17 protein-coding genes and 1 rRNA gene (1 of these 18 cut by a window edge) are annotated in these 22706 nt (G+C 55.3%); 12 read left to right on the top strand and 6 right to left on the bottom strand.

The annotated features are described in order from the left end of the window. Positions 1 to 237 precede the first annotated feature (237 nt). From U5A05_RS17060 to U5A05_RS17045, 4 genes are all read left to right on the top strand, one after another. Positions 238 to 861 (top strand): response regulator transcription factor, encoded by a 624-nt coding sequence (locus tag U5A05_RS17060; protein ID WP_321834047.1) that lies wholly within the window; start codon positions 238 to 240, stop codon positions 859 to 861. Then, entirely contained in the window at positions 862 to 4128 is a 3267-nt protein-coding gene (locus U5A05_RS17055; protein ID WP_321834046.1) for a transporter substrate-binding domain-containing protein, read from the top strand. A gap of 10 nt (positions 4129 to 4138) precedes the next feature. Beyond that, complete coding sequence (locus U5A05_RS17050; RefSeq protein WP_321834044.1) at positions 4139 to 4468, top strand: ANTAR domain-containing protein; 330 nt, start codon at positions 4139 to 4141, stop codon at positions 4466 to 4468. A 93-nt stretch (positions 4469 to 4561) separates the two neighbouring features. Further along, positions 4562 to 5047, top strand: coding sequence for a GNAT family N-acetyltransferase (locus U5A05_RS17045; RefSeq protein ID WP_261739090.1), 486 nt, complete (start codon positions 4562 to 4564; stop codon positions 5045 to 5047). A gap of 157 nt (positions 5048 to 5204) precedes the next feature. Here the strand turns inward: U5A05_RS17045 and U5A05_RS17040 are convergent, their stop codons facing one another. Together U5A05_RS17040 and U5A05_RS17035 are read right to left on the bottom strand one after the other, a co-directional pair. Continuing rightward, positions 5205 to 7448 (bottom strand): TonB-dependent siderophore receptor, encoded by a 2244-nt coding sequence (locus tag U5A05_RS17040; protein WP_321834043.1) that lies wholly within the window; start codon positions 7446 to 7448, stop codon positions 5205 to 5207. Positions 7449 to 7604: 156 nt separating this feature from the next. Further along, the gene (locus U5A05_RS17035) at positions 7605 to 9347 is read right to left on the bottom strand and encodes a phosphoethanolamine transferase CptA (protein WP_261739088.1); all 1743 of its coding nucleotides are present in this window, start codon (positions 9345 to 9347) and stop codon (positions 7605 to 7607) included. Between the two features lie 362 nt (positions 9348 to 9709). Between U5A05_RS17035 and gnd the strand changes: the two genes are divergently transcribed. From gnd to nudC, 5 genes are all read left to right on the top strand, one after another. Further along, on the top strand, positions 9710 to 10690 hold the full coding sequence (gene gnd, locus U5A05_RS17030) for a phosphogluconate dehydrogenase (NAD(+)-dependent, decarboxylating) (RefSeq protein ID WP_261739087.1): 981 nt from the start codon (positions 9710 to 9712) through the stop codon (positions 10688 to 10690). Then, the gene (gene zwf, locus U5A05_RS17025; protein ID WP_321834038.1) at positions 10687 to 12210 is read left to right on the top strand and encodes a glucose-6-phosphate dehydrogenase; all 1524 of its coding nucleotides are present in this window, start codon (positions 10687 to 10689) and stop codon (positions 12208 to 12210) included. Before gnd ends, zwf begins: the two co-directional genes overlap by 4 nt. Beyond that, a complete protein-coding gene (locus U5A05_RS17020) occupies positions 12207 to 13025 on the top strand; it encodes a Cof-type HAD-IIB family hydrolase (RefSeq protein ID WP_321834037.1) in 819 nt (272 codons plus the stop codon). Before zwf ends, U5A05_RS17020 begins: the two co-directional genes overlap by 4 nt. A gap of 123 nt (positions 13026 to 13148) precedes the next feature. Further along, a complete protein-coding gene (locus U5A05_RS17015; RefSeq protein WP_321834036.1) occupies positions 13149 to 13961 on the top strand; it encodes a crotonase/enoyl-CoA hydratase family protein in 813 nt (270 codons plus the stop codon). A 30-nt stretch (positions 13962 to 13991) separates the two neighbouring features. Further along, positions 13992 to 14822, top strand: a complete 831-nt coding sequence (gene nudC, locus U5A05_RS17010) for an NAD(+) diphosphatase (protein WP_321834035.1) — start codon at positions 13992 to 13994, stop codon at positions 14820 to 14822. On the opposite strand, the gene U5A05_RS17005 is transcribed toward nudC, so the two are convergent. Both U5A05_RS17005 and U5A05_RS17000 read right to left on the bottom strand, forming a co-directional pair. Further along, positions 14790 to 15569: a TSUP family transporter gene (locus U5A05_RS17005; protein WP_321834034.1), complete on the bottom strand. Its 780-nt coding sequence runs from the start codon at positions 15567 to 15569 to the stop codon at positions 14790 to 14792. The two genes, nudC and U5A05_RS17005, sit on opposite strands and share 33 nt — an antisense overlap. A gap of 203 nt (positions 15570 to 15772) precedes the next feature. Beyond that, positions 15773 to 16858, bottom strand: coding sequence for a sigma-54 interaction domain-containing protein (locus U5A05_RS17000; RefSeq protein WP_261739081.1), 1086 nt, complete (start codon positions 16856 to 16858; stop codon positions 15773 to 15775). Between the two features lie 331 nt (positions 16859 to 17189). Here U5A05_RS17000 and U5A05_RS16995 point away from each other — a divergent pair, with 331 nt between their 5' ends. Both U5A05_RS16995 and U5A05_RS16990 read left to right on the top strand, forming a co-directional pair. Continuing rightward, positions 17190 to 18359: a cysteine desulfurase family protein gene (locus U5A05_RS16995; protein ID WP_321834031.1), complete on the top strand. Its 1170-nt coding sequence runs from the start codon at positions 17190 to 17192 to the stop codon at positions 18357 to 18359. Positions 18360 to 18418: 59 nt separating this feature from the next. Beyond that, positions 18419 to 20239 carry an aminopeptidase P family protein gene (locus U5A05_RS16990; RefSeq protein WP_321834029.1) on the top strand — a complete coding sequence of 607 codons (1821 nt, stop codon included), beginning with the start codon at positions 18419 to 18421 and terminating at the stop codon, positions 20237 to 20239. A gap of 57 nt (positions 20240 to 20296) precedes the next feature. Here U5A05_RS16990 and U5A05_RS16985 read toward each other — a convergent pair whose 3' ends face one another. Both U5A05_RS16985 and rhtA read right to left on the bottom strand, forming a co-directional pair. Continuing rightward, positions 20297 to 20578 carry a hypothetical protein gene (locus U5A05_RS16985; RefSeq protein WP_261739078.1) on the bottom strand — a complete coding sequence of 94 codons (282 nt, stop codon included), beginning with the start codon at positions 20576 to 20578 and terminating at the stop codon, positions 20297 to 20299. Between the two features lie 141 nt (positions 20579 to 20719). Beyond that, positions 20720 to 21619, bottom strand: a complete 900-nt coding sequence (rhtA, locus tag U5A05_RS16980) for a threonine/homoserine exporter RhtA (protein ID WP_261739077.1) — start codon at positions 21617 to 21619, stop codon at positions 20720 to 20722. A 599-nt stretch (positions 21620 to 22218) separates the two neighbouring features. On the opposite strand from rhtA, the gene U5A05_RS16975 reads away from it, so the two are divergent. Beyond that, positions 22219 to 22706, top strand: a 16S ribosomal RNA gene (locus U5A05_RS16975) (it continues 1049 nt past the right edge of the window).

The following is a 22706-nucleotide window of genomic DNA, read 5'->3' as shown; positions in this document are numbered from 1 at the left end:
CTTCTCGTAGGCGGCATCTGATTAGCGATCATTCGCGGCTCGATTTCGAACGGGCTTCAGTGTGTTGCGCTCAAATATAGTGGGACCTAAAGAGGTTGATTGTAGGATCTATCCTATACTTTCAATGTCATCCATTAGGTTGTTTTTTACCGGCTTACGCCGGTTATACCTACTCAAAACGATATGTTTGCGCCTGATATACGCTGATGCTCGGCTTACTGGCAGAGGATTAAATGTATGAAAGTGTTGATTGCTGATGATCATTCACTTATTCGATCAGCGATGAAAGTGCTGATGGAAAGTCAGGGGTATGAGGTCGTGGCAGAAGCGGCCAATGGCACCGATACGGTTCAACTCGCGCGCCTGCATAACGTTGACTTGATTGTCCTGGATATCACCATGCCAGGCCTGGATGGCCTGGAAGTGATCAATCGAATCAGGGCTTCAGGGCTGGAGACCCGTATTCTGGTACTCACCTCACAATCGCCGCTGTTTTACTCACAGCGTTGCATGAAGGCCGGTGCCGCAGGGTTTATCACCAAGAGCCAGGACCTCACGGAATTGCTGAGGGCTGTCAAAGTGATCATGGATGGCTATACGTTCTTTCCGTATCTGGCGGCCAGTTCGGTACGCAACAGTGATGCAAGCATGAGCGACGTGGAGTTGATTCAGCATTTATCGGCGCGTGAGTTGTATATTCTGCAACAACTTGCTCGAGGCTTGAGTAACAAGAAGATTGCTGAAGACATGATATTGAGCAGTAAAACCATTAGTACTTATAAGGCGCGATTAATAGAAAAACTGAATATAAAGTCGGTCGTCTATTTGGCAGATTTTGCCAAACGTAATGATCTGATTTAATTGAAAACACTTGCATGTCTGGGACTCATTGCGCTGCTACTTGTCCTTGGCCAACCCAATGCAGCCGCTGACCCGCCAGTGCAACCCTTGCGGCTGTTGGGCCGTTCGAATGTCGAAGCGTACAGCGTGGTGCTTACGGCATCTGACTGGCAATGGCTCAAGCAACAAGGCCCCTTGCGTTTGGGGGTCTCGGCACCCGACTACGGCCCTTTTGACCTGGTCGTCAATGGCCAGGATTTCGAAGGGGTAACGGCTGACTACGCGCAGTTGCTGTCGCAGTTGTTGCACGTCGATATCGAGGTCAAGCGTTACCCTTCAAGGCCGCAAGCGATTGAAGCACTCAAACTGGGCGAGCTGGATTTGCTCAGCAGCTCCAATGGTTTTGAAGTGCAAGATCCCGCATTGGTGTTAAGCCTGGCGTACGCGGACGACACACCTGCGCTGGTGACGCGCAGCAGTAATCGGGAGCGTCCGCCAGTTAATCTGGCAGGCCTGCGCATAGCCATGCTGGATCACTATTTGCCGCCGCAAAAGGTCAAGGACTTCTACCCCGAAGCATCCTTGCAACTGTATCCCTCGACTCTGACCGCTATCGGCGCCGTGGCATTTGGCCAAGCCGATGTTTACCTGGGGGATTTTATCAGCGCCAATTACTTGATCCAGAAGAACTACTTGAACAACGTGCAACTGGCTGACTTTTCACGTCTGGAAGACAGCCCATTCTCTTTTGCACTGCGTAGTGATGAGCCTAGATTGGTGCGCATTATTAATGCCGCGCTGGCGGTAATCCCGCCCAGTGCACGTATGACAATCCTGCGGCGCTGGAGCTCTGACGGGCCGCAAATCAATAACCCGTGGCGGTTTAACCCCACTACAAGCGAACAGAGCTGGTTGGCAGAACACCCGCGATTAAAGGTAGCGGTCAATGATCAGTTCCTGCCGCTGTCGTTTTTTGATGAGCAAGGCGAGTTCAAAGGTTTAATTGCCGATCTGTTAACCAACATCAGTGCACGGACCGGCATAGAGTTTCAGCCAGTACGCGAGCATACGGTCGGGGGCGTGATTGAGTTGGTCGCCTCGGGCAAGGCAGATGTGTTGGGTGCTATCACCAGTAGCACCGCTCGTGAAAACCAGCTGCGCTTTACTCGGCCTTACCTCACCACGCCTTTTGTGCTGACCACCCGTATTGGCGCCGAGGGCTTTGAAACACTGGATGAAATGGCCAGCCAGCGTGTGGTGTTAGTACGTGGCAATGTGCTGCGCGATTTTATTGTGCATAGCTACCCACAGGTTCAGGTGCTGGAGGCTGACAACCCTCCGGCGGCCTTGCAAATGGTGGCAGAGGGCAAGGCCGATGCGGCGATCTGCACGCTGGTCAGTGCGCGTTATCTGGTCTCGCGGCGTTTTGCCAAACAATTGCACATCACGAGTACGGTGGGCACACAACCCGAGCAGATCGGATTTGCCACTGCTGGCAATGATCCTCAGTTGAATTCGATTCTGAACAAGGCATTACTCAGTATCACCCCTGGAGAAATGAGTGAACTGACCCGTCGCTGGCGCACTGACACGCTGGCGGGTGAGAGCTACTGGTTGCGTAATCGCGCTGCAATTTTACAAGGCTTCGCTATTGCGGCGGCCTTGCTGTTGGTGGCTATCGCGTGGATTACCTATTTGCAGCGGGTAATTGCCAAGCGTCAGCAATTGTTGAACGAGTTAAATATCGCCAAACAAGGCGCTGATGAGGCGAACCGGGCGAAGACCACATTCTTGGCTACCATGAGTCATGAAATCCGCACTCCCATGAATGCGGTGATTGGCATGCTGGAGCTGGCACTGAAAAAAGCCGATCAAGGGGTCATGGATCGTTTTGCTATTGAAGTGGCCTCGGTATCTGCCCGCGAGTTGCTCGAACTGATTGGCGATATCCTGGATATCGCACGTATTGAATCCGGGCACCTGTCGTTGAGCCCCCAACGGGCGAATATCAAATCGCTGGTAGAGGCCGTGGCGCGGATGTTCGATGGGCTTGCGCGGCAAAAGCACTTGAGTCTGGTGTGTGAGTTGAGTCCGCAGGCGGATGCTGAGGTTCTGATCGATCCGATACGTTTCAAGCAGATCGTCTCCAACTTGCTGAGCAATGCGATCAAGTTCACGCACAAGGGCGAAGTTCGTCTGATCTTGAAAGTTCAGCCCGTTGACGATGCGCAGCAGGTGTCAATTTGCTTGCGTGTCGAGGACACGGGGGTGGGTATTTCTGATGAAGACCAGCGTCGCTTGTTCAGTCCATTTGTTCAGGCCAGTAACAACACCCAATCGGCACGCAACGGTTCAGGTCTGGGGTTGGTGATTAGCCGCGATCTTTGCGAAATGATGGGGGGGCAGTTGCACCTCAGTAGTCTGGAAGCGATCGGCACCCGGGTTGAGGTCATGATGGTGGTGCCACTGCTTGAGCCTGAAGAGTTTGCGGTAGACACCGAGCAGCAAGAGCTGGGCATTACTCGGTCGTTGAATGTTCTGGTGGTGGATGATTATCCGGCTAACCGGATGTTGCTGGCCCAGCAACTGAGTTATCTGGGGCACCGGGTGACGGACGCCGAAAATGGAGCGTTGGGCCTGAAAGCGTGGCGGACGGGGCATTTCGACGTGGTAATCACCGATTGTTCGATGCCGGTCATGAATGGCTATGAGCTGGCGCGGGCAGTGCGCTCCGAGGAGGCTTCCCTGGCACGGGTGGCTTGCCGGATTTTTGGTTTTACGGCGAACGCACAACCGGAAGAAGTCGAGCGCTGCAGGGACGCCGGTATGGATCAGTGCCTGTTTAAGCCCATCAGTTTGAATGACTTGAGTGCGTGTCTGGCGTCTGGTGTACCGCAGGATGCGAAAGGCCAGGATAGCCATGAACCGGAGGATGGCGCCGAGATTAATCTGACGTATCTCAAACAGTTGAGTCAGGGCGATGATGGGGTGATTCAAAAGCTGCTCACTGAACTGGCGGTCAGCAATCGACAGGACCTTGTATCCCTGGTCGAACTGTTTGTGAACGATGATTACCAAGGGCTGGCTGACCTGGCGCATGGGGTCAAAGGGGGAGGGAGGCTGATTCAAGCCAATAAACTGATCGAGTGCTGCGAGCAACTGGAAGCGGTTTGCCAGGCGGGAGAACCGCAACGTCTTACCGTTGCGGTCGATGCGCTGCACAGCAGTATGGAGCAGTTGGCTGAACAATTAGAGCGTTACGCGCAGGTCAATGAGTCACCTGAATGATGAGACCAAAATGCCAACCAGATCATTACGAATACTGATAGCCGACGCAGATCCGGCTCAGGCTCTAAAAATAGAAAAGGCTCTTAATATTTTGGGTTACTACCGGATCGCGCCTTTGTACAACGCTGAGGCGTTGGTGGGTTTGAAGGTCGCGGACACCAATGAATATGACGTGTTGCTGATCAGTCAGGACATGGCAGGAGGGGACATCACGGATGAGGTCGAATATCGCAATGAGAATTCGCATTTTCGCCATGTGCTGATGTATGCGGATGTCGACAAGTTTGTCAGCCAGCTCCCCAGGCTTATGCCGATGCTGGATTCTTCAGCTCAGCCTTGAAGCGCAGACTTGTCTGTATTACCTCGGCCGCGCTAAGGTCTGGTGTCGTCATATACAGACACTAATGGACTGATTCGTCGAGGAATACGCGTAATGTCGGATGTCGTTGTAGTGCAAGCAGACTATACAAACCCGGTTCACGCCCAGGCGCTGAGAGACGTATTGAACCACTACGCCAAAGACCCGATGGGTGGTGGTCAAGGGCTATCGCAGGAAGTGCTGGATGGGTTGCCCGCCGCGCTTGCCAAGCGTCCCCATGCATTTAGTGTGCTGGCGTTCGTCAACGGTGAGGCGGCTGGTCTGGTGAACTGTTTTGAAGGGTTCTCGACCTTTGCCGGTAAGCCTTTGGTCAACGTGCATGATGTGTCAGTAGTGGATACGTTTCGCGGCCTGGGCCTTAGCCAGAAAATGTTGCTCAAGGTTGAAGACATCGCCCGTGAGCGCGATTGCTGCAAGATCACCTTGGAAGTGCTTGAAGGTAATCCGGTGGCACAAGGTTCCTATCGCAAGTTTGGCTTCAGCGACGGGCAACTCGACCCGGCTCATGGGCGTATGTTGTTCTGGAACAAGTATTTGTAAGCAGGGCAGCCTGCTCCCACAAAAATGACAAATATGTGGGAGCGAGCCTGCTAAATGATAGTGCGTGCATACGGGCTAATCGCGACGCTCTTGACGCTTTCGCGAGCAGGCTCGCTCCCACAGCTGCGGCCATACCTTAAGTGAACAGCATTGCGGCTTAGAGTGTCCACTCCAGGCCTAAAGCCACCGTCCTCGGTTCACCCCAGAACACGCCGTTATAAAAGCCCACGTTTTCGTAGTACTTCTGATCGAGCAGGTTCTTGACGTTCAGCGAAGCGGAGACATGCTCGTCGAATTTGTAGCGGGCCATCAGATCGACCAGGGTGTAGGACTTTTGATTAATGTCTTCTTTGAAGGTGATCGGGTTGCCATCTGCGTTTTTCTCACCGGTAGGACGATTGGCTGCTCGGTAGATATCGCTTTGCCAGTTCACGGCGGCACCCACGGTCATGGCGTTCCATTCCCCCGGCAGGCGGTAGGTGCTCGAGACCTTGACCAGGTTCAATGGCGACGCGGTGTTCATGCGCTGGCCTGTGGCGTTGCGTGAGTGGGTATAGGTGTAACCGGCAACCATGTTCCAGTCACGCATGACCTCACCAGCCAGCTCGATTTCAAAGCCATTGATCTTGTTGCCCTTGCCTCCGGATTTGTAATATTCCTCGCCGTTGGGGCCGCGTGGCACGGAGTCGTCGATTTCCGGCACGTTGTCCTGTTTGCTCCAGAACACGGCCGTCGACAAGTTGAGGCGTTCTTGCAGGAAGCTGCCCTTGAGGCCCAGTTCGTAGTTACTGCCAACTACAGGCTCCAGGTATGAGCCCGAAACAGATTTTTCTTCGGAAGGATTGAAGATATCCGTGTAGCTCACATAAGCCGTGAAGTCTTCGGTGAAGTCATACAGCAACCCTGCATAAGGCGTGATGATGTCGTTTTGTGTTTGGGATATATCGGTGTACTCAATGATTGTCTGGTTTTCATCGACGTAATCGTTACCGGTATTGGAGCTTTTCCAACTGCCATAACGGCTTCCGAGTACGGCATGCCATTTGTTTGTCAGGTTAAAGCGAGTGGCCAGATAACCTGACTTCTGTTTGATGATGCTGCGGGGGCCTCCAAGGCCAGTATCAAAGTCCTGATATGCGGGAATTGAGCCCATGTCATTCCAGTCGGGGACGGTGTTGTAGTCCTTTGGATTGAGAGATTTCAACAATGGTGAGGTGCTGTCATATTTGGCCTCGCCGTAACCCACCATCAGGTCGTGGTCTCGCCCGAACAAGGGGTAAGTGCCCGAGATATTGACGTCGACGGCGGTCATTTTTTCGTCACCGGTGAAGTGGCTGCTGTTGGCAAACATGCCCGTCCCATCGGCATTAGGGAAACCGCCACCGGCGTAATACACCTTGCCCGCGGCGTCACTGGTGCGATGGGTATAGGCCGCTTTCAGCCGCCAGTCGTTGAACAGTTGCTGGTCAAGCGTGGCAAACGCGGTTTTGTCCTTCATCGGCCACGAACTCCACGGGGTGGCCCAGTTGGTTGAACGGCCAAGATGGGCTTTGTCACCTGAGCCGGTCCAATAGGGCAGAGTACCCCAGGATGTACCCTGTACCTGCTTGTCCTGATAGTCGTAACCCACAGCCAAGGTAGTGGAGTCGGTCAGGTCCGCTTCCAAAATTCCGTAGGCCACTTCTCGTTTCAGGGCGTAGTTGTCGCGAAACGATTTGCTGTCGCGATAGGCAAGCACAGTGCGCCCGCGCAAACGGCCATCGAAGGCCAGCGGTCCGCCCACATCGACATAGCTGTAATAGTCATCGTAGCTGCCGCCCATGACGCCGGCTTTGGCCTGCAGCTCGTGGGTCGGGCGTTTGCGGATCATGTTGATGGTGCCCGACGGATCACCTGCGCCGGTGGTCAAACCGGTGGCTCCGCGAACGACTTCAATGCGGTCGTAGATGATGGTGTCTGCATCAGACTTCATAAAGCTGAAGGTGTTGAGCATCCCGTCAATCTGGAAATTACGAATGGTATAGCCACGGGCGGAATAGGCGACCCGGTCCGAGTCGTTGTGCTGCACTACCACGCCGGTGGTATGGCGCATGGCCTCGGTAAGGGTGTTGAGGTTGAAGTCGTCCATCTCCTGGCGGGTGACGACCGAGATCGACTGCGGGGTTTCGCGAATGCTCAGGTTGAGTTTGGTCGCAGTGCTGGTCGAGCCCGTGGTGTAGGAACCACTGTTTTCGGTGGTTGCACCCAGGCCTTCGGCAGTGACACTGGTACTGCCCAACTCCAGCGAACGGGTGGTTTTTTCGGTGTCATCCAGTTCGGCATCTGCCAGTAATTGCGGGCTGACGACACTGCTGATAAGGCCGAGAGAAAGGGTAATGGAACGGGTTATGGGCGCGAGCATGGCTGCGGCTCCTTGTTATTGATCTGAAGTTGTCTAGTGCTTCAAACGAATAACAAGGGGACGAGTTAAGACAAATGAGACTTATTGTTGTTTCTGGGTGTGTGTAACGTTGAACTAAAACGCTGCGGAGCGGTATTGGCGCCCCGCAGCATTTTTTTATTGCGTGGCCACACTTCCCGGAGCAGGAGGTTTGGGTTTGATCAGGCTGAAGTCGATCAAGGCTTTTTGCGGGCGCGAGTAAGGATCGCCAATCAGTTGCGGGCGGGCGACAAACTGATCGCTGACCAGGCTCTTTTTATCGTCGAGCTCGTCGGCACTCAGGCCTGCCAGGTCTGTCCAGGTATGGATGAACTGCGAGCTGCTGTAAGGGCGGCTGAGGTCGCTGGCGAAATTCCAGGCATGGCTTTCACGCCATTTTGGCGAGGCCCAGGCCATAAACGGAATGGTGTACATCGGCGCGGTCGGTTTGGCTTCGTTACGCCCCAGCGTGTTGTGGCCGACCGAATCGAACACGTCTTCGCCGTGGTCGGACAGGTACAGCAGGAAACCATTGGGATCGGTCTTGGCAAAGTCCTTGATCAGGCTTGATACCACAAAGTCGTTATACAAAACGGCGTTGTCGTAGCTGTTGTACGTAGGTACTTGATCATCGGTAAGGCCTGACGGTACACCGGTGCGGTCGACGAATTTCTCGAAGGTCGGCGGGTAGCGGTACTGGTAGCTCATGTGGGTGCCGAGCAGGTGAATCACGATCAGCTTGCGCGGGGCACTGTCGGCAAGGATCTTGTTGAATGGCTCAAGTACATCGCCGTCGTACTGACGGGCGTTCTGGTTACGGTTGTTGTTGAGGTAGACCTGCTGGTCAGCCTGCTCGGAGAAAGTGGTGAGCATGGTGTTGCGCTTGGTCATGGTCTGCTGGTTGGTCACCCAGAAGGTCTTGTAACCGGCTTGCTTCATCACACTGACCAGTGAGGGGGTGCTGAGGTACAGGTCAGGGTTTTCTTCGTCGGCAAACGTCAGCACTTGCTGCAGGGCTTCGATGGTGTAAGGACGTGGAGTCACGACGTTGTCGAAAATCGCCAGTTGATCGCGCAATTTGTCGAGGTTGGGTGTGGTTTCGCGAGGATAGCCATAAAGGCTCATGCGCTGGCGGTTGGTGGACTCGCCAATGACCAGAACCAGGGTGGTGGGTTTGCCGGCTTCAGTGTCCTTGAGGTTGGTCAGGGGTGGGATCTTGCTGGCGCTGGCAAGCATGCCTTGCATGTTGTCCAGTTGCTCAAGATAACGGCGATAAGCCACCACCATCTGCCATGGCACTGCTGGTTCGACACGGCTTTCGAAACTTTCCATGGCCGAGGCAAAGGTGTCGTGCTTGATGGTTTGCTTGATCAGCGGATAACCGACAACGGCCACCAGTATGGCGATTGCTGCGGTCCAGGCTTGCACGCGGGGCAGATACACCGGGCGCAGGCGAGTCCAGAGGAACACGGCAAAAGCGGTATGCGCCAGGAATGCCAGGACCATCCACCAGGCAAAGTACTGGGTCATGTATTCGCCAGCTTCGGAGATGTTCGATTCGAACATGATGAAGATGACGCTTTGTGAGAACTCTTGCTGATAGATAAAGAAGTAGCCAAGGCTGGCCATGGAACATGCCCACAGAACGACGCCGATAACGGCAGCCATGACGCGGGTATGCTTGGGAAACATCAGCATCGGGGCCAGCCAGATGGCGCTCATCACAAAGGCTTGGCGAAACCCTGAAAACCCCGAGGTGCCCGTCAGCTGGATCAGCAGTTGGGTGATGCCGGAGAAATACCAGAAGAATAGAAACAGCCACCCAAGGGCCGCCCAGTCGAACCCCTTCGCAGATGTGTTACTGCGTTTAAACATCCCCATACAGCGCTCCAGCCGATAACTACTTGATTGGTTAGTGCCGTGTAGGCAGGCACAACACATGAGAACTGCATCAATGATGAGCAGTCGCAAAGTGTTTAAGTATTGCGAAGTGCATGTGAAAACTTTGTCACCAACAGTGGCGACTGTCGGGGCCGATCGGCTTGGTCAGGCGACCCTGAGGCTTGTAACTTTTGCAGTCTTTGCTGCTTCGTCCGTCTGTTGCATGTATTGAATCGGGTATATGTCCTTCAGCTTGTGCGAAACTATGCACCATGTGCCAGGACTGATCCTGGCCGAGCACCTTAAGCAATGCTGCACTAAGGTGCTTTAGACCTATTTTTTGTCGTTGGGAGCAACAGTACATGCAGTTGGGAATTATTGGATTGGGCCGTATGGGCGGGAATATCGCGCGGCGTCTGATGCTCAATGGGCATACAACCGTGGTTTTTGACCGCAATACCGACTTTGTAAGTGCTCTGGAACAGGAAGGCGCCACAGGCGTTGCCGATTTGCCAGCGCTGGTTGCAGGCCTGGCCAAACCTCGTGCTGTCTGGGTGATGCTGCCTTCCGGCGCGCCAACCGAAGAGACCATCGAGACCTTGAGCCAACTGCTCGACGCCGATGACATCATCATTGATGGCGGCAACACCTTCTACAAAGATGACATCCGTCGTTCGCAGTCGCTGGCCGAAAAGGGCCTGCAGTACGTTGACGTCGGTACATCGGGCGGCGTGTGGGGCCTGGAGCGCGGTTATTGCATGATGATCGGTGGAGACAGCGCTGTCGTGAAGCACCTGGACCCGCTGTTTGCAGCGCTGGCGCCGGGCATGGGTGATATCCCGCGCACCAAGGACCGTGTGTCTGACGATGATCGTGCCGAGCGTGGTTACATCCATGCAGGCCCAGCGGGTGCAGGCCATTTTGTGAAAATGGTTCACAACGGTATCGAGTACGGCTTGATGCAGGCTTTCGCCGAAGGTTTCAACCTGATGAAGATGAAGGGCGGTGAAAATCTGCCTGAAGATCAGCGTTTTGACCTGAACCTGGGTGATATCGCGGAAGTATGGCGTCGTGGCAGCGTGGTTTCGTCCTGGTTGCTGGACTTGACTGCCGACGCATTGGCCACTGATGAGCCGCTGGACGGTTACTCGGGCGCCGTGGCGGACAGCGGTGAAGGCCGTTGGACTATCGAAGCCGCTATGGAACAGTCGACGCCGGTGCCGGTGTTGTCGCAGGCCTTGTTTGCCCGCTACAGTTCGCGTCAGCAAAGCCTCTATGGCGACAAATTGTTGTCGGCCATGCGCTTTGGTTTCGGCGGCCATGTGGAGACGCCTAAAAAATGACCGATCTGTCCAGTAAACCCAACGTCAAGCCTGCGCCACCTACCACTCTGTTTTTGTTCGGGGCTCACGGTGATCTGGTAAAGCGCTTGCTGATGCCCGCGCTGTACAACTTGAGTCGTGACGGTTTACTGGATGATGGCCTGCGCATTGTGGGCGTCGACCACAATGCGATCAGCGATGAGGGTTTCGCCAAAAAGCTGGAAGACTTCATTCGAACTGAAGCCGCCAGCAAAGTGGATCATCCAGATGGCCAAGGCTTGAATGCCGACTTGTGGGCCTCGTTGGCGAAGAACATCAGCTACGTGCAGGGCGACTTTCTGGATGACAGCACCTACGGGGCGCTGGAGCAGAAAATCATCGCCAGTGGTACGGGCAATGCGGTGTTCTACCTGGCCACTGCACCCCGCTTTTTCAGCGAAGTCGTGCAGCGGTTGGGCGCCAGCGGGTTGCTCAAGGAAACCCCGGATGCATTTCGCCGGGTAGTCATTGAAAAACCTTTTGGCTCGGACGTGCAGACAGCGCAAGCATTGAATGAATGCCTGCTTGATGTCATGAGCGAGAAGCAGATCTACCGGATTGACCATTACCTGGGCAAGGAAACTGTCCAGAACATTTTGGTCAGCCGTTTCTCCAATGGGCTTTTTGAGGCCTTCTGGAACAATCATTACATTGACCATGTGCAGATCACGGCGGCAGAAACCGTTGGGGTCGAGACACGTGGCAGTTTTTACGAACACACCGGCGCTTTGCGCGACATGCTGCCAAATCATTTGTTTCAACTGCTGGCGATGGTGGCGATGGAGCCGCCCGCTGCGTTTGGGGCGGATGCGGTGCGCGGCGAAAAGGCCAAAGTCATTGGCGCGATTCGTCCCTGGTCCGAGGAAGATGCGCTGAAAAACTCTGTGCGCGGGCAGTACACCCAGGGTGAGTCCGGCGGCAAGCCGGTCGTGGGTTATCGCGAAGAGAACAACGTGGCGCCTGACAGCAATACCGAAACCTTTGTTGCGCTCAAGATAATGATCGATAACTGGCGCTGGGTCGGTGTGCCGTTTTATCTGCGTACCGGCAAACGCATGAGCGCGCGCGACACTGAAATCGCCATCTGCTTCAAACCGGCGCCTTATGCGCAATTCCGCGACACCGATGTCGAGCGGTTGCAGCCCAACTATTTGCGGATTCAGATTCAACCCAACGAAGGAATGTGGTTTGACCTTCAGGCCAAGCGTCCGGGCCCAGGCCTGAAAACAACCAATGTCGAGTTGGGGTTTGCCTACAAGGACTTCTTCGAGATGCAGCCGTCTACCGGCTACGAAACCTTGATTTATGACTGCCTGACCGGTGATCAGACATTGTTCCAGCGCGCGGACAATATCGAAAACGGCTGGCGTGGCGTGCAGCCTTTTCTGGATGCATGGCGTGAAAACACTGACGTGCAACCTTACAAGGCTGGCGAAGATGGCCCGCAGGCGGCTCAAGAACTGCTGGCTCGCGATGGTCGCGCCTGGCTCAACATAGGATGAGTGGCGTGAAGCAAGAACCCATCGAACTGGTGCTGTGCGACATGGATGGCACCTTGCTGTTGCCCGACCACACCATCAGCCCGCGCAACCTTGCGGCAGTCAAGGCACTGCAAGCGGCAGGCATTCATTTCACTCTGGCCACCGGCCGTCCGCCCAGAGCCATGCGCGAATTTATCAGGCAGTTGGGTATTGAGCTGCCTACAGCGGGATTCAATGGTGGGGTTTTGGTCAACGCCGATGGCAGCTATCTGCAGTCCCACCACTTGCCGTACGAAGCGGTCCTCAAGACCCTCGCCTTGTTGGCTGAGCATGAAGTTGAAGTCTGGGTGTTCGCTGACGATGAGTGGCTGTTGCGCGATCCGTTAGGACCGATGGTTGCCCACGAGCAGCAGGGCCTGGGTTATGCGCCGCTGGCGGTCGAGAGTTTTGAGCCCTATCTGCACCGGGTGGACAAGATCGTGGCCACCACCAGCAATGCGCCGCTGTTGGTGGAGCTTGAGCAACATTTGCAGTTGTTGTTGAGCGGGGAAGCGTCAGCCAGCCGTTCGCAGTCCCGTTATCTGGATATCACCGCCCTCAAGGCCAATAAAGGCGATGCTCTTGTCGCCTTGGCCGAGCATCTGGGCGTACCGCTTGAGCGGACGGTAGCAATCGGTGATGGCGGCAATGATCCGGCGATGTTTCATCGCGCCGGGTTGTCGATTGCAATGGGCCAGGCCGATGCGCAGATTCGCGAGCAAGCGATGCAGGTCACCGGCAGTAATGTTGCAGATGGCGTTGCTCAGGCGATTGAGCGCTTTATTCTGCCGCGCTGAAGTTTTTCATGTAGGTCATTTTGTCCGTAACTTGGCGTAATCGCGGCCTGCCTGGGGCCTGCAAGGCTTGTTATAGTCCGCCGTTCATTGACCGGCGGCAGCGCCCTACAAAGGATTCAGGTTATGTCCGACTACCAGGCTTTTCAGGTTGAGCTAAAAGGCAGCATCGCCCACGTTCAGATCAACCGGCCTGAAAAGGTCAACGCGATGAATGCGGCGTTCTGGACCGAGATCATCGAGATATTCCAGTGGATTGATGAAACCGACGCCGTGCGTGTTGTGGTGCTCAGCGGTGCAGGCAAGCATTTTTCCGCCGGTATTGACCTGATGCTCCTGGCCTCGGTGGCCAATGAGATGGGCAAGGATGTGGGGCGCAATGCCCGCTTGCTACGACGCAAGATCCTGCAAATGCAGGCCTCGTTCACTGCCGTGGACCAGTGTCGAAAACCTGTACTGGCCGCCATTCAGGGTTACTGCCTGGGGGGTGCGATCGATCTGATAGCCGCCTGCGACATGCGCTACGCCGCCGCGGACGCGCAGTTCTCGATCAAGGAAATCGACATGGGCATGGCCGCGGATGTGGGCACTCTGCAGCGACTGCCGCGCATCATTGGTGATGGCATGCTCCGTGAGCTGGCTTACACCGGCCGGATGGTCGCGGCGGATGAAGCCCGCACGATCGGTTTGGTGAACCGGGTCTACAGTGATCATCAGGCGTTGCTTGACGGCGTTATGGCGATTGCCGATGAAATCGCTGGCAAGTCCCCCATCGCTATTGCGGGAACCAAGCGGATGATCAGCTATATGCGTGATCACAGTGTGGATGACGGTCTGGAATATGTCGCGACATGGAACGCAGCGATGCTGCAATCCAGCGACCTGCGTTTGGCGATGGCGGCGCACATGACCAAGCAAAAACCCGAGTTTGTGGATTGACGACTTTGTAACCTGAGCAAGGATCATTTAATGGCACCGCGTTGGATCACGGCAGTACTGGATACAGACCTACCTGGCGGCTGGGCCGTGGCGCGCGGCCCCGACGGCTTTTTGATTGACGGCAACGGCCCGTTGTTTCCCCGCAACGGGCTCAAGCGTCAGGACCTGCCGGTGCTGGCCGAGCATGGCATCGGCCACCTGGACGGTGAGCCGGTGTATCTGCTGGAGCTGGATCGTGCAGCGCACGTTGAGGGCTGTGAATGGCAGGGCTTGCGCGCATTTATGCTGGGTGACGATCACACCCTGTACAAGGTGCTCGGCTATGCCGCGCAAATTGGCACCTGGGCTCGCGAGCATCGTTTTTGCGGTAGCTGCGGTCAGGCAATGACGCAGGTGCCAAGGGAGCGTGCGATGCATTGCGCAACCTGCGACTTGCGCAGTTACCCGCGTATCTCGCCGAGCATGATTGTGTTGATTACCCGGGGCGATGAGGTATTGCTGGCCCGTTCACCGCGCTTTGTGCCAGGGGTCTACAGCACCTTGGCAGGGTTCGCCGAGCCGGGAGAATCCGCCGAGGATTGCCTGATTCGTGAAGTCCGTGAAGAGGTGCAGGTCGAGGTCAGAAACATCCAGTATGTGGGCAGCCAGTGCTGGCCGTTTCCGCATTCGATGATGCTGGGTTTTCACGCTGAATATGCAGGGGGTGAAATCGTGCCCCAGGCCGATGAGATAGAAGATGCGCAGTGGTTCAATGTGCACCAGCTACCGCCGTTGCCAGCGTCGCGCTCAATCGCGCGCTATCTCATCGATTTGTATGTGGCAAAACGCTTAGGCCATGCCGAACCAGTGCTGCCAAGCTAGGCGCACGGTCAAACCCAGCACTACGGTGATAAACACCGGGCGTATAAATTTGGCCCCGCCGCTGATCGCGCTGCGGGCGCCAAAGAAGGCGCCGATCATGACGGCGAAACCCATGGTCAGGCCGATCACCCAGTCCACGTGGCCGGAGAAGATAAACACCGACAGCGCCGCGATATTACTTACGAAGTTCATGCTGCGGGCCACGCCACTGGCCTTCACCAGGTCGATCGGGTACATCAGCATGCTGCTGACGGTCCAGAACGCGCCTGTTCCTGGCCCTGCCACGCCATCATAGAAACCCAGGCCAAAACCTTGCGGCAACTGCCACTTCTTTTTGATCGGCGCATCGTTGTCGATCGGGGTTTTGGGCGTACCGCCAAACAGCAGGTAGAGCCCGCAGCCGAAAACAATCACCGGCAGCATTTTGTTCAGCCAGTCGGCGGGCATGTAGTGGGCGGTGGTTGCACCGATCAGGCCGCCTGCGAGAGTGCCGAAGATGGCCAGCTTCCACTCCCGGGGGTGGAACAGCTTGCGTCGGTAAAAGGTGAGGCTCGCCGTGGCAGCGCCGAATGTCGAGCTGAGCTTGTTGGTGCCCAGCACCAGATGTGGCGGCAGGCCTGCGGTGAGCAGGGCGGGGGTGGTGAGCAAGCCTCCGCCGCCGGCAATGGCGTCGATAAATCCGGCAACAAAAGCCACGAGAGCCAGAATGGCGAGGGTGGTCAAATCTACGCTGAGTTCAAAAGGCATGGGATCGACTTAATTCGGCAGGACGTACAGCGCAGACGCGCGGGAAGGGCGTCATCTTACCGATAAGCGTGAACAGCGGCGATAGGCCTTTTGTGGTGGGGCGGTTCAATAGACATCGCGCTGATTGCCCGACGGTACTTGGAGCGGTGCTGCAAACCGCTCTGTGCTGTTGTCAGGCAATTGCTGATGGTGTGCGAGTGTTATCAATAGGCGAGGGCGTCGGCTTCCACTCGCCGGGTGTTGACTGACAGTGCTCCGAGCTTGATCAGGCGTGTGCGCGTGACGTTACGACTCAAACCCAGCAGCTTGGCAGTGTGTACCTGATTGTGATGGCAAAACTCATAGGCGCTGCGTAGCAGGGCGTCTTCCACGGTTTCATGCAAGGCTCCTGGTTCTTCTTCGAACAGTTCTCGAAATGCGCGCTGCAACAAGTCCCGGGTAGTGTGCGTGGCGGACTGCTGTGCAGAGCAGTCCGGGCGCCTGCTGCGTAACTGGGACAAACGCAGATCTTGCACCGTGATGGTTTGATTGCGGCACAGGAGCAGGCTGTGGTGCACAACGTTTTCCAGTTCGCGAATATTGCCCTGCCAAGGGTGGCTGATCAGTGCCTCTTCAGCGCACGGGCTCAGGGCTGTCGGTCCGTGCGGTAGCCGTTGGCGGTAGATTTTAAGAAAGTGCTTGGCCAGCGGCAGTATGTCGCCAGGGCGTTCGCGCAATGGGAGCAGCGCGAGGCTAACCACATTGAGGCGGTAATACAGGTCCTCTCGGAAATGGCCAGCGTCGATGGCTTGTTCCAGATTGACGTTGGTTGCGGCCAGCACGCGAACGTTGATCGGTGTGCTTTTGCGCGAGCCCAGCCGCACGACTTCTTGTTCTTGCAGGACGCGCAGCAGCTTTACCTGGATGGTCAACGGCAAGTCGCCGATTTCATCCAAAAACAAGGTGCCGCCATCGGCCTCCTCAAACCAGCCGGCCTTGGCGGTCAGCGCACCTGTGAACGCGCCCTTTTCATGGCCGAACAGTTCGGCTTCGACCAGTGACTCGGCAAATGCTCCGCAGTTAACGGCCACAAAAGGCTGCTGGTGGCGATGGCTGAGTTGGTGAATATGCCGGGCGACCAGTTCCTTGCCCGTACCGGTCTCGCCAATGATCAGCACACTGGCGTCACTGGGGGCTATTTGTTGCAGGTGCGCCAGCAGGTCTTTGGACGCAGGGTCTTCAAAAACCTGGGCCGTGGCGCGTATGGACGTGGCCAGTGCCGGGGTGGCAGGTAATGTTAAAAGCTGCATTGACAGCTCCTTTTAACAGGGGCTCTGCCCACAAAAGGAAAGCCGAAGGCTGCTTTATAAAGTTATTTTGATATTCCGTAAACTAACCTAATTCCATATTTATATATCGATATTGCATATCAGACTTGCGTCAGCACCTGTTTTTAGCGCCTTATAAGACCTTGCTTCCCAGATGGTCTGACTTTGGGATTTTTCCTACGTATTTTGTTCCGGAAACACCTTTTTTCGCCTGACTCAATCGGGTATTTCTTACAGCCGCCTTTTCATGCGGCTTCACTATTCTGATATCAAGCACTGCCTGATTCCAGAACGCGCTCAGTGGGTTTGGACAATGAACAAGCGACCTATTTATTTCGATTACGCTGCCACCACGCCTGTGGACGCCCGTGTCATTCAGGTGATGGTCGATTGCCTGGGCTTTGAAGGTAATTTTGGTAACCCGGCTTCGGGCTCTCATGTCTTTGGTCAGCAAGCCCGGTCTGCAGTAGAGCTGGCACGTGAACAGGTAGCGCAACTGATTAATGCAAGGCCCGAGCAGATTATCTGGACCTCGGGCGCCACCGAGTCCAACAACCTGGCGTTAAAAGGTGTGGCTCAGGCCAGTGGCCAGTCGCATGGGCATATCATCACCAGCCAGATTGAGCATAAGGCGGTGCTGGATACGGCACGTTTTTTACAGAATTCGGGCTTTGAGGTGACCTATCTGGCACCCGATGCCAATGGGCTTGTAAGTGCTGAACAGGTAAGTGCTGCGCTGCGTGAAGATACGCTGCTGGTTTCGTTGATGCTGGTCAACAATGAACTGGGTACGGTCAATGACATCCCGGGTATTGGTCGGCGGGTGCGCGAGCATGGTGCGTTGTTTCATGTTGATGCCGCGCAAGGCGCGGGCAAGATCGCCATCGATCTGGATGAGTGGGCGGTAGATCTGATGTCGTTTTCCGGGCACAAGATCTATGGCCCCAAAGGGATCGGTGCCTTGTATGTGGGGCCGCGAGCCCAGGACCGGTTGCAGGCGCAGATTCATGGCGGCGGACACGAGTCTGGCTTGCGTTCAGGAACCCTGGCCACGCACCAGATCGCAGGTATGGGCGCAGCATTTGCGCTGGCCAGTCAGGAATTTATTCAGGAGCTGGCTCATATCGGCCACTTGCGTGAGCGTTTGCTCGAGCAACTGGCTGATGTGCCGGGGCTGCAGTGTAATGGTTGTCCGACACAGCGCATTCCCCACACCTTGAGCCTGACCTTTAGCGAAGGGCTCTTCAACAGTGCGGCCTTGAGTGCTGCGCTGGCATACTCGGCAACGTCGGCATGCAACTCGGCCAGCAATGCGCCGTCCCACGTGCTGCTGGCATTGGGGCATGATGCAGATAAGGCGAGCCGAACGATTCGTTTGAGTCTTGGCCGTTTCACCCGCGAGCAGGATATAGATGTTGCAGTGAAGGCGATCAAGGCTTCTGTCGCTGCGCCCGCACCTTTTTGGGCGGTTGCCCAACCTTAGTGGCTGATCCATCATCATTGGCAACCAATAATAATTACCAGTGGCAAGCAGGAGACAGAATGAGTACTCAGTTGTTGAATTCGGAGTCGGTGGTTGAGCGCTTGGCGCGCACCCGTGCGTTGATGAGCCAGAATGGTATTTTCGCGCTTCTGGTGCCGTCGGCCGATCCCCATCTCTCGGAGTACTTGCCCGCGTATTGGCAGGGTCGCCAGTGGCTGTCAGGCTTTCATGGTTCTGTCGGAACCCTGATTGTGACTCCAACTTTTGCCGGGCTCTGGGCGGACAGCCGTTACTGGGAGCAAGCGAGCAAAGAGCTGAGTGGCAGCACCATCGAGCTCGTCAAGCTGGTGCCCGGCCAGCCCGGCCCTCTGGAGTGGTTGGCTGAGCAAGCGCCTGAGGGCGCAACGGTTTCGGTTGATGGCGCCGTTCTCGCGTTGGCCTCGGCGCGAACACTTGAAAGCAGGCTCAAGCAGCGTGGTGCAGTCCTGCGTACTGATATCGATCTGCTAAATCTGGTTTGGGAAAACCGTCCGGCACTTCCGGTGCAGCCGGTTTATGAGCACTTGCCACCGCAAGCGACAGTCAGCCGCGTGGAAAAGCTGGCGCAGTTGCGCGAGACCCTAACGCAGCGCAAGGCCGATGCACATTTCATTGCAACCCTGGATGACATTGCTTGGTTGTTTAACCTGCGTGGTTCGGATGTCTCCTTTAATCCAGTGTTCGTATCGTTTGCCATAATCGAGCAAGCGCGGGCAACCTTGTTCCTGGATCTGAATAAAGTCGGTGCACAACTGCGAGAGAGGCTTGAGGGGGAGGGTGTTGAGCTGTGTGATTACACTGAGGTCAACGCGGCTCTGGCGTCCTTGCCTGCTGCAACCCGTTTGCTGGTCGATCCCGCGCGCGTGACCTGTGGGCTGCTTGGCCATTTGCAGCCTGAAGTAAAACTGGTCGAAGGCCTGAACCCAACCACCCTGGCCAAGTCACAAAAGAGTCTTGATGACGCGGTCCATATTCGTCAGGCCATGGAGCAGGATGGCGCTGCCCTCTGTGAGTTTTTTGCTTGGCTTGAAACAGCTCTTGGGCGTGAGCGCATCACTGAATTGACGATTGATGAGCAACTGACCGCTGCTCGTGCCCGCCGCCCCGGCTTTGTATCGCTGAGCTTCAACACTATCGCCGCGTTCAATGCCAATGGTGCAATGCCGCATTACCACGCAACCGAGCAAGAGCATGCGGTGATCGAGGGCGACGGCTTGTTGTTGATCGACTCTGGTGGACAGTACCTTGGAGGCACAACTGATATCACGCGCATGGTTCCAGTGGGTACGCCAACGCCAGAGCAGAAGCGCGACTGTACCCGTGTACTTAAAGGTGTAATCGCTCTGTCCAGGGCTCAATTCCCGAAAGGAATCCTATCACCCTTGCTGGACTCGATTGCACGGGCGCCGATTTGGGCTGAGAGCGTCGATTACGGGCATGGCACAGGACATGGCGTCGGCTATTTCCTCAATGTGCATGAAGGCCCACAGGTTATTGCCTATCAGGCTGCGCCTGCACCGCATACGGCGATGCAAGTGGGGATGATTACCTCGATTGAGCCCGGGACATATCGTCCGGGTCGCTGGGGGGTGAGGATCGAGAACCTGGTGCTGAACCGTGAGGCAGGGACTTCAGAGTTTGGGGTGTTTCTGAAGTTTGAAACTCTGACGCTGTGCCCGATTGACACTCGCTGCCTGGAGCCTTCGTTGCTGACGCGTGAGGAACTGGACTGGTTTGATGCTTATCATGCACAGGTTCGCGAGCGCTTGAGTCCGCTACTTGCGGGGGCCGCTCTCGAATGGTTGCTGGCTCGCACTGAGCCATTTTCGATCACTGGCTGATGTCTATGCCCTGCAGTCGGCCTGGTCGACTGCTGGGCATTATTATGGCGCGGGTTGCTACTTGCAGATAACGATCATGCTGCGACTGGTATAACCGGCCGGGTTCAAGCCGAACGGGTAATCTCCCGGTTCTTCGGCGGCATCCCCCGATTTGGCGACCACTCGGTATCCCTTGCTGCCACAGGACTTGACGGCTTTGTCGTAGCACTTGTTCCAGGATGAGGACAATCCAGAGCAATTGATATGCAAGCCTCGTTTGCCATGCTTGACGGCTGTTTCTGAGGTTGCAGCGCAGCCGGTTAAAGCGAGCACGGCTAAAGCTACCAAAATTCGTTTCATTCCTGTCCTTAAGCGTTTGCGTCGGATTTACGGGATGCGGGTATCGGTGACTATGAATCGATTGCTCCGATGGGAATTCTCATCCGGAATCGGTTCAAGTGACAAACATCCCTTAAACGAGAGTCAATTACCAGAACTCTGTCAAATAGCTGCCTTCTTGTCAGCAATGATAGGTTTTGAGTGGTTACGCATCGTTAAAGTCGCACCGATTGAAGCCAGAATGATGCAAGAAATGGCCATCCATTGGGTGAATGACAGCACCTCATTAAGAAACAGCAGGCCCGACAGTGCGCCAAAGGCGGGTTCTATGCTCATGAGGGTGCCGAATGTGCGGGTGGGGATGCGCGTTAGAGCGATCATCTCCAGTGTGTAAGGCACAGCGGTCGACAATAGCGCTACACCAATGGCTATGGGGATGATGCCCGGTGTCAGTAGTGCTGCTCCTGCGTGGTAAACGCCAATAGGCGCGAAAAACAAGGCTGCAATGATCACCCCTAGGGCCGCTGTCTGTACTCCGTTGTCAGCACCGGCCCTCTGGCCATAAAGAATGTACAGCGCCCAGCAGACCCCGGCGCTTAATGCATAGCCGGCACCAACGGGATCTATTCCTTGAGCGCTTTCACCAATCGGTATGAGCAGTAGCAGCCCTGTAATGGCCAGACCTATCCATATAAAGTCGATTGGTCTGCGGGAGCTATAAATAGCTACCGCCAATGGCCCCGTAAACTCCAGGGCAACAGCAATGCCCAGCGGAACGCTGCGCAGTGACATATAGAAGAGGAAGTTCATTCCTCCCAGGGCTATCCCATAAACAATCACGGTCTTCAGGGATGTCGCAGTGAGCTTGGCTCGCCACGGGCGCAGTATCAGCAGCATGATAAGGCTGGCGAATGTAAGGCGCAGGCTGGTTGTTCCTTGGGCACCGATAATGGGGAACATGCTTTTTGCCAGCGATGCGCCAGATTGTATCGAGGCCATGGCGATAAGCAGCAGGCCGACAGGGAATAGCGTCGATAAGAGGCTATGAGGGAGCTTTGTCATTACAGAGAGTGCCTGGGGTATGGGGCCTAGAGGTCAGGCATCATGCTTAAGTAATGCCGAATGTGCAATATACTGCGCACTTATCCGGTTTTCTCTATCTATAGAGCTGCTTCGGTCAATAGTTTGGGTTAATGCTTGACTTGGAATTCTAACGGCCTATAATTCGCCCACTTCCGGCGCAGTCGAAACGGAAAACTCCTTGAGTTTCAATGAGTTGGATTGGTTTTCGGCAGTGCCAGCTTCAAGTCATCGAAGCAGGAAATGAGGTGTTGACAGCAGCGTGTAACGCTGTAGAATTCGCCTCCCGCTAACGAGAGATCGAAAGCGCAAGTGGTTGATGTTACAGAGGAAACTTTGAAAGCATCTTAAAATAACCGCTTGACAGCAACAGGGGCTGCTGTAGAATGCGCGCCTCGGTTCAGCGAAAGCTAACCAACCGCTCTTTAACAACTGAATCAAGCAATTCGTGTGGGTGCTTGTGGAGTCAGACTGATAGTCAACAAGATTATCAGCATCACAAGTTACTCCGCGAGAAATCAAAGATGTAACCAACGATTGCTGAGCCAAGTTTAGGGTTTCTTAAAAACCCAAAGATGTTTGAACTGAAGAGTTTGATCATGGCTCAGATTGAACGCTGGCGGCAGGCCTAACACATGCAAGTCGAGCGGTAGAGAGAAGCTTGCTTCTCTTGAGAGCGGCGGACGGGTGAGTAATACCTAGGAATCTGCCTGATAGTGGGGGATAACGTTCGGAAACGGACGCTAATACCGCATACGTCCTACGGGAGAAAGCAGGGGACCTTCGGGCCTTGCGCTATCAGATGAGCCTAGGTCGGATTAGCTAGTTGGTGAGGTAATGGCTCACCAAGGCTACGATCCGTAACTGGTCTGAGAGGATGATCAGTCACACTGGAACTGAGACACGGTCCAGACTCCTACGGGAGGCAGCAGTGGGGAATATTGGACAATGGGCGAAAGCCTGATCCAGCCATGCCGCGTGTGTGAAGAAGGTCTTCGGATTGTAAAGCACTTTAAGTTGGGAGGAAGGGCAGTTACCTAATACGTGATTGTCTTGACGTTACCGACAG

Origin of the sequence: Pseudomonas kulmbachensis, from assembly GCF_963681935.1 — a bacterium.
In the GTDB taxonomy this organism is placed as follows: Bacteria; Pseudomonadota; Gammaproteobacteria; order Pseudomonadales; family Pseudomonadaceae; genus Aquipseudomonas; species Aquipseudomonas kulmbachensis.
The sequence above is the reverse complement of the archived record's forward strand: the minus strand, read 5'-3'. Positions and strand labels throughout refer to the sequence as shown.